Source organism: Paralimibaculum aggregatum (assembly GCF_030270585.1).
GTDB lineage: Bacteria > Pseudomonadota > Alphaproteobacteria > Rhodobacterales > Rhodobacteraceae > Thermohalobaculum > Thermohalobaculum aggregatum.
Map to the genome: position 1 here is coordinate 1 of NZ_BSYI01000069.1, position 13,377 is coordinate 13,377.

The following is a 13,377-nucleotide window of genomic DNA, read 5'->3' on the forward strand; positions in this document are numbered from 1 at the left end:
AGGCAGAGCCAGATCTTCGGCCGCGAGGGCATCGATCTCGACCGGTCCACCCTGGCCGATTGGGTGGGCCGCTCGGCGGCGCTGCTCGAACCGCTGGCCGAGGCCATCGGGCGGCATGTGCTGGGTGGGCCGGCGATCCTTGCCGATGATACGCCGATCAAGATGCAGGCGCCGGGCAACGGGCGCACCAGGACCGCGCGGATCTGGACCTATCTGCGCGACGAGCGCCCCTGGCTCGGCCCGGCACCGCCGGCAGCCTGGTATCGCTTCACGATGGACCGGAAGGGCGCGCATCCCGCAGATCACTTGAAGGACTTCAAGGGCTGGATGCATGCCGACGGCCATGCCGGCTTCAACGAGCTTTGCCGCTCGGGCGGGATCTCCGAGTTTGCCTGCCTCGCGCATAGTCGGCGCAGGTTCACGGACATCTTCCAGGCGGATCGCTCGCCAATCGCGGAGGAGGCGATCCGGCGCATCGCCGAGCTCTACGGCGTCGAGAAGCAGGCCCGCGGCCGACCGCCCGACGAGCGCGTGCGATTGCGCCAGGCCGACGCCGCGCCGATGTTCGACGACCTCGAGGCATGGCTCCACGCGCAGCTGCCCCGGATCTCGGGCAAGTCCGAACCCGCCAGGGCGATACGCTACGCCCTCACCCGCATGAAGCGGCTCCGGCCCTATCTCGAGCACGGTGTCCTTGAGGCCGATAACAATTCTGCCGAGCGCGCAATGAAGCCGGTGGCGATCGGCCGGAAGAACTTCCTCTTCGTCGGCTCCGAATGCGGCGGCAGGTCAGCGGCAATCGCTTACACGCTGATCGAGACCGCAAAGCTGAACGACGTAGATCCCCAAGCCTGGCTCACCAAGATCCTCGACCGTATCGCCGATCACAAGATCACCCGCCTCGACGAGTTGCTTCCTTGGCGCTACGCTGCCGCGACAGCGTAACAGGGACCGGCTTCACCGCTCCAGAGCGCCCAGACCGGACGGTCACCCGGAGGGGAGCGATATGGGAAATGCCGGTTGGGGGGTAACTGATGGATTCGATGAGACTATGTGCTGTCGCGGCGCTCCTCGCGCTGTCGGGCGAGGCCACCGCCGCGACGCTGTTCGAGAACTCGGCACTGAACTCGAGCAGCCAGAACTGTGCGTTCGAATGTGCCGAAGGCCTCAGTGCGCCCGACGTCACCGGCGCCCAGAGCTTCGCGCTCTCCGGGAAGTCGTTCGTGGAGCGCCTGATCGTGCCTTACGACAGATCGGGCTCGGGATCGCTGAGCTTCGGCACGGACAATGTCGACTGGGAGATCCGCGCCAGCTCGGGGGGCACGCCCGGCGCCATTCTGGCGTCCGGGACCATCGTGCTTGAGGCCGCGGACATCGAGGCCGTGACGATCGCCGGCAACACCGACGAGGAGATGGCGCTCGAGATCGGCTCCGTGATGCTGGACGCGGGCACCTACTTCGCGACCTTCGATGTCAATCTGGCCGACATGTTCGCGATGTTCTGGTCCGTGTCGCCGACCGGCACGGGAACCTCGTTCGACAGCCCCGACGACGGCGCGACCTGGACGCCGGGCTATGCCGGCACGATCTCGACACCCCGCGGCGCGATGTCGCTGCGCGTCGAGGGGACCAGCGCGGATGCGGCGGTGCCGGTGCCGGCGCCGGCGATCCTGCTGCTGAGCGGCCTCGCCGGGCTTGCCTGGACCGGGCGGCGCCGCACCTGAGCGGCGATCCGGGCGAACGCGCGGAGGGGCGGCGCCGTGGGGGGCCGCCCATTCTTTTCCGCGGCCCCTACTTTTTCAAGGCCGGGGGCGACGTAGGGGTCAGATGTGCATGGGTGCGTGTAGATCCGCTAAGGAATCGCCGCCACCGAGACCTACCACCGCGCGCTCGCTCTGCGCCTCGCTGAACCTTGATTTCTTCATCACGTCTCTCCGTCTCCAGGCCCGATCCCAAACTTGAGAATTCCAGCTCGGCGCGGTCCAGGAAACGGGAAGCAGGTCAGGACGGCGATCGGCAGAGATGGTCGAGATCCTCAGCGCTGCGCTTTCAGATGGCCTGCCAGCCGTCGAGGCCGCGTGCGCCGAGGCGCTCGCCGACGGCGTCCATTCGGCGGCCGTGATCCTGAACATCCTGGCCCGCCGGCGTGAGCCCGAACCCCTGGCGCCGGTCGCGACACCCGAGGCCCTGCGCCTCGTCATGAGCCGGTTGCCGACTGCGCCCGGTACGACACTCCGAGGAGGGCAGCCCGATGATGGAGCGCACCGAGATCCTGACGACCATGAAGGCCCTGAAGCTCTTCGGCATGAGCGCGGGCTACGACGAGATCGTCGCCACCGCCGTGAAGCGCCAGCACGAGCCACAGCGCGTTGTCGGCGACCTGCTGACCGCCGAGCTGAGCGAGAAGCAGGCACGTTCGATCAAGTACCAGATGGCCATCGCGCGGATGCCGTTTGCCAAGGAGATCGACGAATTCACCCTTGAGGACACGCCCGTCAACGAGACGCTGGTGCGCGACCTGGCCGCCGGCGCTTTCCTCGAGCAGCAGCGCAACCTCGTGCTCGTCGGCGGGACGGGCACGGGCAAGACGCACCTCGCCGTAGGGATCGTCCGCGCCGGCATCCGGAACGGCGCGAGGGGTCGCTTCTTCAACGTCGTCGACCTCGTGAACAGGCTCGACGCGGAGGCCCGCGGCGGCAAGCAGGGCCGCACCGCCGATCTTCTCGGCCGTCTCGACTTCCTCGTGCTCGACGAACTCGGCTACCTGCCGTTCGTCCAGACCGGCGGCCAGTTGCTCTTCCACCTGATCAGCCGGCTCTACGAGCAGACCTCCGTGATCGTCACCACCAACCTTGCCTTCGGGGAATGGCCGAGCGTCTTCGGCGACGCGAAGATGACCACGGCGCTCCTCGACCGCCTCACCCATCACTGCGAGATCGTCGAGACCGGCAATAGGAGCTGGCGCTTCAAGAACCGCGCCTGACCCGCATCTCCCGACCCCCCCTCGCAGCCCTGATCGCCCCTCCGCCTACGGCTCCGGAGCGATCAGGGCTGCGTGCAAACTCGCTCCGAAGGGGGGGCCTCTTTCGACGCCGATAGGGGGGCCGTTTCAATGCCGTTTGACAGGCAAGAACTTGCATGGGGACCGTTCCCAACGTGTTTCTGATCGGCGCAAGGAAAACGGCGACGGTGGTCGGGCCCTGTCCGTATGATGCGGATCACGCGATTGCACGCGGGCAGACCAGGGGCTGACATCCGGACCGGCCGCCACAGGCTGCAGATTGGGCGCCGAGCGGCGCTTCGGCGCGCCGCACTCAGGTCGCGGCATCATGTGCCAGCAAACGTCGGGCTGGCGATCTCGGAAGCGGTCGAGATCTGATGCCGATGGTCCGCGCCGCGTGGGCGGCGCTAGGCGCGCCATTCCGGCCACGCCGGGCCGCTCGTCGCTCTCGGTCCAGATCTTGATCGCATGGAGTCGCGCACATACGATCAGGCTCTTGTGTAACGTTATAACATAACATACTTTGTGTGCGACCAGATGGAACGGCAGGCCGATGCGCGAGAAGGGCAAGATGATGCAAACTGCAGTGCTCGCCGTGCTGAGGAACCATCGCAGGGCCGTTTCAGCCTACGAGCTGCTCCGGAAGTTTCGCCGCACCCGTCCCGCCCTCGCGCCGACAACGATCTATCGGGCTCTCGCGGCACTCGCCGAGCGAGGGCAGGTCCACCGCGTCGAATCCCTGAACGCCTTCGTCGCCTGCCGGCAGGAGGAAGAAGATCACGTTTCCATTCTTTCGATCTGCGATGATTGCGGCGCGGTGGAAGAGAGTGTCGCGCCCGATCTTCTGGCCGAGCTATCCAGGGTTGCCGGCCAGTCCGGCTTCGCAGTCCGGCGCCATGTGGTCGAAATCCACGGTAGGTGCGCGTCATGCAGCCGCGAGGTGCATCCATGAGGACGCGTTCGGGACAGCATCTAGGGCTGCTCATGCTCGGAGCGAGGTCGCGCCTCCTGCTTGCCACACTTGTCGTTGCAGCGATTTGGGCAGGCTTTCTCTGGGCGACCGCAGCCCCGGGGGCATCATGAGCCCCGCATTCTCGTTTCAGGGTCTAACCCTAGGCTACGACCGGACTCCGGCGGTGCGGGATCTTCGGGCCGAGATCGCAGAGGGGAGCCTGACCGCCATCGTCGGGCCGAACGGGGCCGGCAAATCGACGCTGCTGAAGGGGGTGACCGGCATTCTCAAGCCCCTCGGGGGCCGGGTGTGTTTCGGGTCGGCGGACCGAAGTGGCATCGGCTATCTGCCGCAACATTCCGAAATCGACCGCTCCTTTCCGATCTCGGTCGTCGACTTGGTCGCCATGGGGCTCTGGCGCGAGATCGGCCCGTTCGGGCGCGTCGACGGCGCTCGGCGGGCACGCGTGGCCGAAACCATCGCGGCGGTCGGGCTGACAGGGCTCGAGGCGCGGCCGATCGCGACGCTCTCCGGCGGGCAGATGCAGCGCACGCTTTTCGCCCGGCTGCTCGTGCAGGATGCCAAGGTGGTCCTGCTGGATGAACCCTTCGCTGCGGTTGACAGCGGTACGCTCGTCTATCTCCTGAAGATCATCGACCGATGGCACGTCGAGCGGCGGACCGTGCTGGCCGTGCTGCACGACCACGATACGGTTCGCGCCCATTTTCCCGACACACTGATGCTCGCTCGCGATCTGGTCGCCCATGGGCCCACGCCCGAGGTGCTGACGGCTGAGAACCAGTTTCGCGCGCGCCAGATGTGCGAGGCCTGTGCCGAGACGCCGCACACCTGCATCCGGGGCGCGGCATGATCTGGGAGACCCTCGTCGAGCCCTTCGCGGCCTACGGCTTCATGCGCCGCGCGCTCGTCGGGTGCATCGCCGTCTCACTCGGCGCGACGCCCATCGGCGTGTTCCTGTTGCTGCGCCGGATGAGCCTGACGGGTGATGCGATGGCCCATGCCATTCTGCCGGGAGCGGCTGTGGGCTATCTGATCGCCGGCCTGTCGCTCACCGCGATGACGGTTGGAGGGTTGATCGCTGGGATGGCCGTGGCGCTGTTCTCCGGCTTCGTCTCTCGGGTCACGCCGCTGCGCGAGGACGCCTCGCTCGCCGCCTTCTATCTGATCTCGCTCGCGGCGGGTGTGCTGATCGTCTCCATACGCGGCAGCAATGTCGATCTGATGCATGTGCTGTTCGGGACGGTGTTGGCGCTCGATGACGCGGCACTGATCCTTCTCTGCGTCGTAGCGAGCATCACGGTCATTGCGGTGGCCTTGCTCTTCCGTCCGCTGGTGCTCGAATGCGCCGATCCGCAGTTCCTGCGCACGGTGAGCGGGCTGAGTGCGGTCACGCATTTCACCTTTCTTGCGCTTGCGGTCCTCAATCTCGTGGGCGGCTTTCATGCGTTCGGCACGCTTATGATTGTCGGCATCATGATCTTGCCCGCTGCCGCCGCGCGCTTCTGGTCTGTGAGCGTGGGCGGCATGATCGTGGTAGCGGCCCATATCGCCGTCAGCGCAAGCGTCGCGGGGCTGCTCTTCTCCTATCACCACAGTCTGCCTTCGGGGCCGGCGATCATCCTCGCTGCCGGTGTTGCCTATGCCCTCTCGCTCGTCATCGGGCCGGTTGGCGGCCTCGCCAGGCAAATCCCATCACGCCCGCGAACTCAGCTTTGAAAGGATCCACATGCAGACCCGCCGAACCCTCCTCAAGTCCGGTGTCGCCGCCCTCGGCGTGACCCTGGCGATGCCCGCATCGGCGCGGGCGAACGATCCGATCCCCGTGGTCGCCACCTTCTCGATCCTCGGCGACATGGTTGCTCGGATCGGAGGCGAGCACGTGGCCCTAACCACGCTGGTCGGGCCGAACGGCGACACGCATGTCTTTCAGCCCACGCCGGCGGATGCCCAGGCAGTGGCCGATGCGAAGATCCTCTTCGTCAACGGGCTCGAGTTCGAGGGTTGGCTCGACCGGCTGGTCGACGCCTCTGGTTTCCAGGGAACCCGCGTCGTGGCCACCGACGGCATAGAGCCGATCCCTTTCGATGCGGGCGGGCACGACGAGCACGAGCATGACGAACGTGGCGAGAACGACGTTCACGCCGAAAGTGAACACGGCCACGGCGATGATCGTGGTGAGGATCACGGCGAGGAGCGCGCGGAAGCAGACGGCCGCGATCATCACGACCACGGCGTCTTCGATCCCCATGCCTGGCAGAGCCTCAGAAATGCGGCGATCTACGCGGCCAACATCGCCAAGGCGCTGGCCGAGGCCGATCCCCAGAACGCCGCCGCGTATGAGCAGAACCGGGCTGCCTATGTGGCGGAGATCGAGGCGCTTGATGCCGAGATCCGCACGACCCTCGCGGCTTTGCCCGCGGATCGGCGCACGATCGTCACCTCGCATGACGCCTTCCAGTATTTCGGTCACGACTATGGTCTCACCTTCCTCGCGCCGCAGGGTCTGAGCACTGAGTCCGAAGCCTCTGCCAAGGATGTCGCGCGCCTGATCGAGCGGATCCGGAAGGAGAAGATCTCAGCCGTCTTCGTCGAGAACATCACCGACCGGCGCCTCCTCGAGCAGATCGCGCGCGAGACCGGCGCGAGTATCGGCGGCACGCTCTATCCGGGCGCGCTCTCCGGCCCGGACGGTCCTTCACCCACCTATCTCGACATGATGCGCCACAACGCCGCGACGCTCGCGCAGGCGTTGAGTTCGTAGGCGAAGGAGGCTGACATAGTGAACGCTCCCGACACCCGCCTTCCCGTCACCGTGCTCTCCGGCTTCCTCGGCGCCGGCAAGACGACGCTCCTGAACCGCGTGCTCAACAACCGCGAGGGGCGTCGCGTCGCGGTGATCGTCAACGATATGTCCGAGTTGAACATCGACGCCGATCTCGTGCGCGCGGACACCGAGCTTAGCCGCACCGACGAGACGCTCGTGGAGATGTCGAACGGCTGCATCTGCTGCACGCTGCGCGACGATCTCTTGGCCGAGGTGCGCCGGCTCGCGGCGGAAAGACGGTTCGACTACCTGCTGATCGAGTCCACCGGCATCTCCGAGCCCTTGCCCGTCGCCGCGACCTTCGAGTTCCGAGATGCCGAGGGGGCGAGCCTCGCGGATGTCGCCCGTCTCGACACCATGGTCACGGTGGTGGACGCGGTGAACCTGCTCCGCGACTACTCCAGCCACGACTCCCTGCGCGAGCGCGGTGAGACCCTGGGCGAGGAGGATGAGCGCACGCTGGTGCATCTCTTGACCGACCAGATCGAGTTCGCCGATGTGGTGGTGCTCAACAAGGTGGCCGATGCCGGCCCCGAGCGCACCGATGCGGCGCGCAAGATCATCCGCAGCCTCAATGCCGATGCCCGGATCATCGAGACCAATCACTCCGAAGTCCCTTCGCGGACGATCCTCGATACCGGCCTGTTCGATTTCGAGCGTGCGCATGAGCACCCGATGTGGGCCAAAGAGCTCTATGGCTTTGCCGACCATGTGCCGGAGACCGAGGAATACGGCGTCGCAAGCTTCGTCTATCGGGCGCGCCAGCCCTTCCTGCCGGAAGAGATCATGGCTGTGCTTAACGGCGAGATGCCTGGCGTCATCCGGGCCAAGGGGCATTTCTGGCTCGCCACGCGGCCTGACTGGGTGGCCGAGTTCTCGCTCGCCGGCGCGCTCTCCTCGATCAAGCCGCTCGGCACTTGGTGGGCCGCGGTGCCGAAACAGCACTGGCCGGATCATGAGGGCGCACGCGCCTACATGCAGCAGCACTGGCAGGAGCCATGGGGAGACCGGCGCCAAGAGATCGTGTTCATCGGCGTGGGCATCGACTGGCCAAGCTTGAAATCACGGCTCGACGCGGCGCTGCTACCGGAAGTTGTCGCTGACCGGCTCGAGGACTTGCCGGAACTGCCGGATCCATTCCCGCTTTGGCGGCGGGCAGAGCCTTCCGGTGAGCCAGCATGAGCTTGGTTCGCGAGACCGTGACCGATGCCGCGGTAGGCGTCGGTGTGGCGGAGACGCCCGAGGGCCTGTCCGCCATCCACCATCCAGGCTGTGCCGCTGTCATTTGGCGCCGCCAACCGATGCCGAGCTTTCAGGCTTGGGTGGATCGCCTCGATCCTGCAGTGCTGCCACATGCGCGAATGATCCTGCGCCCCGACGCCGTGCGCGATGCCGTCGCCGAGACGTGCGAGTCGGCCGGGACCCCGGTGGGGCCCGAACGAGCCATGCTGATCGACGACGTCGCGGCTTTGGCCAATCTCTTCGCCGGGGTGACGAAGGCGCCGTATATGAGGCTCCGCTTCGATGTCGTGACGGGCAATGCCTGTCGAAAGTTCCACATCGATGCGGTCTCGTCGCGCCTCGTATGCACCTATCGCGGGCCGGGCACGCAATATGGCATCTCACCGGACGGCGCCGATCCGCGGCGGGTCTTCACCGTTCCAACGGGCGCACCGATGCTTCTGCGCGGTACGCTCTGGCCAGAGCGCCCGCGCTCGGGCCTCCTGCACCGCTCACCGCCCATCGAGGGAACGGGCGAGACTCGTCTGGTCCTGGTCCTCGATCCGATCGCCGATACGGCAGAGGAGCCGGATTTTGAGCACATGCACTGAAAACGCCAGTAGAGAGAACCAATCATGAAGACCCGTGCCGCCATTGCCTGGGAGCCGAACCAGCCATTGGAGATAGAGGAGATCGATCTCGAAGGGCCGAAGGACGGCGAAGTTCTCGTTCGTATCGTGACGACCAGCCTCTGCCACACCGACGTCTTTACCCTGTCGGGCGAGGACCCCGAGGGCCTCTTCCCCTGCATCCTCGGCCATGAGGGTTGCGGTGTGGTCGAAGAAGTAGGCAAGGGCGTGACCTCGGTCGTCCCCGGTGACCACGTGATCCCGCTCTATGTCCCCGAGGACCCGGACTGCCCCTATATCAAATCGGGCAAGACCAATCTCTGCCAGACCATCCGAAAGACCCAAGGCGCCGGTGTGATGCCCGACGGGACCTCGCGCTTCTCCTACAAGGGCAAGCAGATCCTGCACTACATGGGCACCAGCACCTTCAGCGAGTACACGGTGCTTCCGGAAATCTCGGTCGCCAAGATTATCAAGGAAGTGCCCCTTTCCAAAGCCTCCGTCATGGGCTGCGCTGTGCCGACCGGTATCGGCGCGGTGCGCAACACCGCCAAGGTCGAGGCGGGCGCGACGGTTGCGGTCTTCGGGCTCGGCGCGGTCGGCATGGCGGTGATCCAGGGCGCGGTGCTGAACGGAGCGTCGCGGATCATCGGGATCGACATCAACCCGTCCAAGTTCCTGCTGGCCAGATCTCTAGGCGCGACCGAGTGCATCAATCCGAAGGACTATGACGCGCCGATCCAGGATGTGCTCGTCGAGATGACCGGCGGCGGATTGGACTACACCTTCGAGGCGGTCGGGAATGTGGGCCTGATGCGCGCTGCCTTGGAAGCCTGTCACAAGGGCTGGGGCGAATGCACCGTGATCGGCGTCGCCGGCGCGGGCCAGGAGATCGCAACACGGCCCTTCCAGCTCGTCACCGGCCGCGTCTGGCGCGGAACCGCCTTCGGCGGTGTGCGGGGCCGGAGCGAGCTTCCGGGCATGGTCGACGAATGGATGCGCGGCGAGTTCAGCGTGGATCCCTACATCACGCACCACATGACCCATGGCCAGATCAACACCGCTTTCGATCTCCTCAAGGCGGGCAAGTCGATCCGCTCGGTGATCCACTTCCAGCCGAGCGAGACCATGACGATGAACACGCTGCCCGGAGAATTGGTGCCGGAGTGAGGGAGCATCGCATCGCCAAGGCGCGCGCGCAGGCAGCCCAGCCTGCCCGCGCACAGGGCAAGAACCGCGGAGCGACGAGTCTGAAGCGCCGCCGCCGCAACGAGGATCCGATGCGCGAATACGATCGCTTGCCTGCGGATCTGCGCGCGTGGCTCGCCTCGGCGGTCTTGCCCTGGCGACCACGCTCCGTCAGCCGCAGCTTCAGCCGCACGCTCGCAAGGACAGGTGATCGGAACCTCGCCCTCGCCGAGCTGGATCGATTGCAGCTGCGGCTGATCGCCCGGGATGCAGCGCATGTCTGGGGCACCGATCACCCGTATGCCATGGCCGATCTCGACCGATGAAGCGGATACCCATCACCATCCTCACGGGCTTTCTCGGGGCCGGAAAGACGACGCTCCTGAACCGCCTGATCTCGGGGTCGGAATTTCGCGACACGGCCGTGATCGTCAACGAGTTCGGCGAGGTCGGGATCGACAGTCTGCTCATCGCTCAGGCGGATGAGCGGGCCTTCGCAATGTCGGTCGGGTGCCTCTGCTGCACGGTATCGGGCGATGTCCGGCTGACGCTGCTACGATTGCTTGAGGCGGCCGAGAGCAGCACCGGCCCGGCCTTCGACCGTGTGGTGATCGAGACCACGGGGATCGCCGATCCGCTCCCGCTGCTGCAGGCCTTCATGACAAACGACTTCATGCTGAGCCACTTCGCGCTGAACGGTGTGGTGACGCTGGTTGATGCAGTGAACGGTGCGGATGCGATTGGGCGCTTTCCAGAGGCGCAGCGACAGGTCGCGGTCGCCGATCTGGTGCTCGTCACCAAAGGCGATCTGGCGCGCGACCCCGCTTCGCAGCGTGATCTCGATGCCCTCATCCGCCAGCTCCGGCACGCCAACCCGAACGCCGCCGTTGTCCCGGTACGGGAGGCAACGGCCGAGATGGTCTTTTCACGTGCCGCCGCGGACCCACTCGCCAAGCCGCCGGATGTGCGCGAATGGCTGCGCTTCGACGGCGGCGCACCTCCCGCACAAGAGCCTTTCACACGGCCACACCCACTCGCATGATGTGAACCGGCACGGCGACACGGCCTCTGCCTTCTGCTTCTCGGCGCAACAGCCCTTCGACCCATGGGCCCTGGAGAATGCCATCGGTGCGCTCCAGGCATCGTTCGGTCGTGACCTCTTGCGGATGAAAGGGCTTGTCGAGATCCAGGGGCACCCGTCCTCGCCGCGCGTGCTCCATGTGGTCGGCCATGTTGCGAGCCCTCCGCGCCTGCTCGACGGCTGGCCCGAGGGCATCAACCAAAGCCGGCTTATCCTGATCGTCGCCGGTCCGGGGCGCGCCGCTGCCGCTACCATGGTCCAGACTTTCCTGCCGGACCTCATCGCTTTCATCCCCGGGAGCGCAGGGAGGGAAGCGATCGCATGACAGGCGCCGCCCATCGGATCCGCCTCGCGGCTGCAGCTCTCGCGGCCTGCCTCGCCGCGGCGCCGCCGCGGGCAGTGGCCCATCCCCACATCTTCGTGGATGGCGGGGTGGATTTCGTGATCGGCGATGGCTCGCAGCTGACGGCGCTTGAGGTGACCTGGATCTTCGACGCATTCGAGACGCTCTACATGTTGGCCGCCGCAGGCCACGCCCCGACTACCGTGGGCGCTCTCGCAGACGCCGCACAGCGCGATCTCATCCAAGAGCTTGGCGATTGGCCGGAGGACTTCGCAGGTTCCGCGCATCTCTCAATCGATGGGCAGCCGATCTCGCTGGACCGGCCAACAGGCTTCGCCGTGGACCTAATCGACGGCCGCCTCCGATTGACATTTCTGCGCCGGCTCGCGAACCCGCGCGAGATCAAGGCTCGGCGTGTGGAGGTCGGGTTCTACGAAGCCACCTATTTCTATGCGTTCACCGTTACCAACCCGCCTCGCATCCGTGGGAGCAGCGATCATTGCATGGCGGAGGTTAAACGGTTCAATCCGGACACTGGGCTCGTGGTATTGCAGTCCACTCTGTTCGATCTCGACCGTGAAGAGACACCCGAGATCGCGAATGTCGGGGCGCTCTTCGCCGACAGGGTCGTGCTGCAATGCGGGTGATCGCCTCCATCGCGATCCTCGCGGGTCTCGTTCTGACTGCCATTCTGCTCGAGGATGCCGCGGGCATCGCGCGGTGGGCTTCCGGGTGGCAACGTACTTTGCAGAACGAGATGGCATCGGCCGTGCAGGCCCTGCGCTCTGGCGCGCCCGGCGCCACGATCGGGCTCATCGCGGCAGCGGGCGCCTATGGCTTCGTCCATGCCGCGGGTCCAGGGCATGGGAAGTTTCTGATCGGGGGCGTCGGGCTCGGCTCGTCCATTGCACCCGCGCGCCTCGTCGGCCTTGCGGTGGCGTCGAGCCTCGCGCAAGCGCTCTGGGCCATCCTTCTTGTCTATGGCGGCTTCCTTCTGCTCGAGGCCGCGGTGCCACGGATGACGACCCTCGCCGAGAACTACTTGGCGCCGGCGAGCTATCTCGCGATCGCCGCAATTGGAGCAGTGCTCATCTGGCGGGGTGCACGTAGGCTCGCAGCGCATCAAAGATCGCAGCGCCGCAATCGGGCACTCCATCATCACAGCGCGTGCGGTTGCCATGCACATGGTCCGTCGCCCGATCAGGTCGCAGCGGTGAGGTCGACGCGCGATGCAATTGCCCTCATCGTCAGCATCGCCATGCGGCCATGTACCGGCGCCATCTTCCTCTTGATCATCGCGTGGCAGATGGAGATCGCCGTTGCCGGCGCGTTTGCGGTAGTGGTGATGGGGCTCGGCACCGCTGCATTGACCAGTCTCGTCGCCGTGTCGAGCATCGCGGCCCGCGGCATCGCGCTGGCTTCGGTTCGAGAATCCGGCGACAACGCGCTCGTGTTCCCTGTGCTTCAAATCCTTGCCGGCGTTCTGATTGTCTCGATGAGCTTGGCCTTGCTCGGGAACGTGATCTCCTGATCGCGATCAGTCGCTTTGACAGCTCTCCGAGTGCGGTTGCTCCCGCTGAAGAAGCCGCCATCGAGCTCTACGCCAAGAGACTACTAGGGTTCTCAATCATGATTGCTGCCTCGCAGCACATCCTGCCGGTTTTCGGCCGCGTGAAAGTCCGCTTTCGCCAGCCGGCGCATTCGCGTCGCACTTGCGGCGAACGACCGCACCCCACCCTATACGGATCTCACACCTAAAGTCGTCTGGCCACGAAAGCGTTAACGGAATCTGTTCGGCAAAGGCCAAATCCTGCCCCCGCAACCAGCGATATCTGTCGCGCCCCCGCGCCGCCCGGCCGGGGGCGCGCGTCGTTCGTGAGCGCCAGGATACCCGCCAGCGCCCCGACCAGCTCGATCTCAAGCGCATCGCCCGCCGGCACCAGCACGATCCCCTCGATCAGGTCGCGCAGCGCCGCCGCCGCCTCGGCGCGGGTCTCCGTCCCGTTCAGCGCCTCGGCGAGGCCCGCGACCTTGCGGCGGTAGAGTTCGGCAATGCCCGGATGGAGCGCCGGGGGCTCCGTGGCCGGGGCCGCGGCAAGCGCCGCCTCCAGCGCGGC

The 13,377-nt window shown here is 66.1% G+C and carries 15 protein-coding genes and 2 pseudogenes; 16 read left to right on the plus strand and 1 reads right to left on the minus strand.

The annotated features are described in order from the left end of the window. The 16 genes and pseudogenes from tnpC to QSJ97_RS23480 all read left to right on the plus strand — a co-directional run. A partial coding sequence (tnpC, locus tag QSJ97_RS23405) for an IS66 family transposase (protein ID WP_285674851.1) occupies positions 1-945 on the plus strand: 945 nt, incomplete at its 5' end. Positions 946-1,034: 89 nt separating this feature from the next. Beyond that, positions 1,035-1,724 (plus strand): hypothetical protein, encoded by a 690-nt coding sequence (locus QSJ97_RS23410; RefSeq protein WP_285674852.1) that lies wholly within the window; start codon positions 1,035-1,037, stop codon positions 1,722-1,724. A 265-nt stretch (positions 1,725-1,989) separates the two neighbouring features. Next, positions 1,990-2,255 (plus strand): annotated as a pseudogene (locus QSJ97_RS23415) (IS21 family transposase); the annotation flags it as partial. Then, a complete protein-coding gene (gene istB / locus QSJ97_RS23420) occupies positions 2,252-2,983 on the plus strand; it encodes an IS21-like element helper ATPase IstB (RefSeq protein ID WP_285674853.1) in 732 nt (243 codons plus the stop codon). The pseudogene QSJ97_RS23415 and the gene istB, both read left to right, overlap by 4 nt. A 571-nt stretch (positions 2,984-3,554) precedes the next feature. After that, on the plus strand, positions 3,555-3,953 hold the full coding sequence (locus QSJ97_RS23425; RefSeq protein WP_285674854.1) for a Fur family transcriptional regulator: 399 nt from the start codon (positions 3,555-3,557) through the stop codon (positions 3,951-3,953). Positions 3,954-4,080: 127 nt separating this feature from the next. After that, complete coding sequence (locus QSJ97_RS23430; protein ID WP_285674855.1) at positions 4,081-4,824, plus strand: metal ABC transporter ATP-binding protein; 744 nt, start codon at positions 4,081-4,083, stop codon at positions 4,822-4,824. Then, positions 4,821-5,690: a metal ABC transporter permease gene (locus QSJ97_RS23435; RefSeq protein WP_285674856.1), complete on the plus strand. Its 870-nt coding sequence runs from the start codon at positions 4,821-4,823 to the stop codon at positions 5,688-5,690. The genes QSJ97_RS23430 and QSJ97_RS23435 overlap by 4 nt, the downstream gene beginning before the upstream one ends. Positions 5,691-5,700: 10 nt before the next feature. Further along, positions 5,701-6,735 (plus strand): metal ABC transporter substrate-binding protein, encoded by a 1,035-nt coding sequence (locus QSJ97_RS23440; protein ID WP_285674857.1) that lies wholly within the window; start codon positions 5,701-5,703, stop codon positions 6,733-6,735. Between the two features lie 18 nt (positions 6,736-6,753). Then, complete coding sequence (locus tag QSJ97_RS23445; RefSeq protein ID WP_285674858.1) at positions 6,754-7,980, plus strand: GTP-binding protein; 1,227 nt, start codon at positions 6,754-6,756, stop codon at positions 7,978-7,980. Continuing rightward, complete coding sequence (locus QSJ97_RS23450) at positions 7,977-8,630, plus strand: DUF1826 domain-containing protein (protein ID WP_285674859.1); 654 nt, start codon at positions 7,977-7,979, stop codon at positions 8,628-8,630. Before QSJ97_RS23445 ends, QSJ97_RS23450 begins: the two co-directional genes overlap by 4 nt. A gap of 24 nt (positions 8,631-8,654) precedes the next feature. Next, the gene (locus QSJ97_RS23455; RefSeq protein WP_285674860.1) at positions 8,655-9,818 is read left to right on the plus strand and encodes an S-(hydroxymethyl)glutathione dehydrogenase/class III alcohol dehydrogenase; all 1,164 of its coding nucleotides are present in this window, start codon (positions 8,655-8,657) and stop codon (positions 9,816-9,818) included. Further along, the gene (locus tag QSJ97_RS23460; RefSeq protein ID WP_285674862.1) at positions 9,815-10,162 is read left to right on the plus strand and encodes a DUF6525 family protein; all 348 of its coding nucleotides are present in this window, start codon (positions 9,815-9,817) and stop codon (positions 10,160-10,162) included. Before QSJ97_RS23455 ends, QSJ97_RS23460 begins: the two co-directional genes overlap by 4 nt. Next, positions 10,159-10,878, plus strand: a complete 720-nt coding sequence (locus tag QSJ97_RS23465; RefSeq protein WP_285674863.1) for a CobW family GTP-binding protein — start codon at positions 10,159-10,161, stop codon at positions 10,876-10,878. Before QSJ97_RS23460 ends, QSJ97_RS23465 begins: the two co-directional genes overlap by 4 nt. Next, entirely contained in the window at positions 10,799-11,242 is a 444-nt protein-coding gene (locus QSJ97_RS23470) for a CobW C-terminal domain-containing protein (protein ID WP_285674864.1), read from the plus strand. The genes QSJ97_RS23465 and QSJ97_RS23470 overlap by 80 nt, the downstream gene beginning before the upstream one ends. Next, positions 11,239-11,907 (plus strand): DUF1007 family protein, encoded by a 669-nt coding sequence (locus tag QSJ97_RS23475; protein ID WP_285674865.1) that lies wholly within the window; start codon positions 11,239-11,241, stop codon positions 11,905-11,907. The genes QSJ97_RS23470 and QSJ97_RS23475 overlap by 4 nt, the downstream gene beginning before the upstream one ends. Beyond that, positions 11,898-12,791: a nickel/cobalt transporter gene (locus QSJ97_RS23480; protein ID WP_285674867.1), complete on the plus strand. Its 894-nt coding sequence runs from the start codon at positions 11,898-11,900 to the stop codon at positions 12,789-12,791. Before QSJ97_RS23475 ends, QSJ97_RS23480 begins: the two co-directional genes overlap by 10 nt. A 223-nt stretch (positions 12,792-13,014) precedes the next feature. On the opposite strand, the pseudogene QSJ97_RS23485 reads toward QSJ97_RS23480, so the two are convergent. Then, positions 13,015-13,377: pseudogene (locus QSJ97_RS23485) on the minus strand (hypothetical protein); the annotation flags it as partial.

What these genes read in the sequence shown, in the direction of transcription:
- QSJ97_RS23410 (WP_285674852.1), top strand. Translation starts at nt 1,035, where the DNA reads ATGGATTCGATGAGACTATGTGCTGTCGCGGCGCTCCTCGCGCTGTCG.
- istB (WP_285674853.1), top strand. Translation starts at nt 2,252, where the DNA reads ATGATGGAGCGCACCGAGATCCTGACGACCATGAAGGCCCTGAAGCTC.
- QSJ97_RS23425 (WP_285674854.1), top strand. Translation starts at nt 3,555, where the DNA reads ATGCGCGAGAAGGGCAAGATGATGCAAACTGCAGTGCTCGCCGTGCTG.
- QSJ97_RS23430 (WP_285674855.1), top strand. Translation starts at nt 4,081, where the DNA reads ATGAGCCCCGCATTCTCGTTTCAGGGTCTAACCCTAGGCTACGACCGG.
- QSJ97_RS23435 (WP_285674856.1), top strand. Translation starts at nt 4,821, where the DNA reads ATGATCTGGGAGACCCTCGTCGAGCCCTTCGCGGCCTACGGCTTCATG.
- QSJ97_RS23440 (WP_285674857.1), top strand. Translation starts at nt 5,701, where the DNA reads ATGCAGACCCGCCGAACCCTCCTCAAGTCCGGTGTCGCCGCCCTCGGC.
- QSJ97_RS23450 (WP_285674859.1), top strand. Translation starts at nt 7,977, where the DNA reads ATGAGCTTGGTTCGCGAGACCGTGACCGATGCCGCGGTAGGCGTCGGT.
- QSJ97_RS23455 (WP_285674860.1), top strand. Translation starts at nt 8,655, where the DNA reads ATGAAGACCCGTGCCGCCATTGCCTGGGAGCCGAACCAGCCATTGGAG.
- QSJ97_RS23465 (WP_285674863.1), top strand. Translation starts at nt 10,159, where the DNA reads ATGAAGCGGATACCCATCACCATCCTCACGGGCTTTCTCGGGGCCGGA.
- QSJ97_RS23470 (WP_285674864.1), top strand. Translation starts at nt 10,799, where the DNA reads ATGTGCGCGAATGGCTGCGCTTCGACGGCGGCGCACCTCCCGCACAAG.
- QSJ97_RS23475 (WP_285674865.1), top strand. Translation starts at nt 11,239, where the DNA reads ATGACAGGCGCCGCCCATCGGATCCGCCTCGCGGCTGCAGCTCTCGCG.
- QSJ97_RS23480 (WP_285674867.1), top strand. Translation starts at nt 11,898, where the DNA reads ATGCGGGTGATCGCCTCCATCGCGATCCTCGCGGGTCTCGTTCTGACT.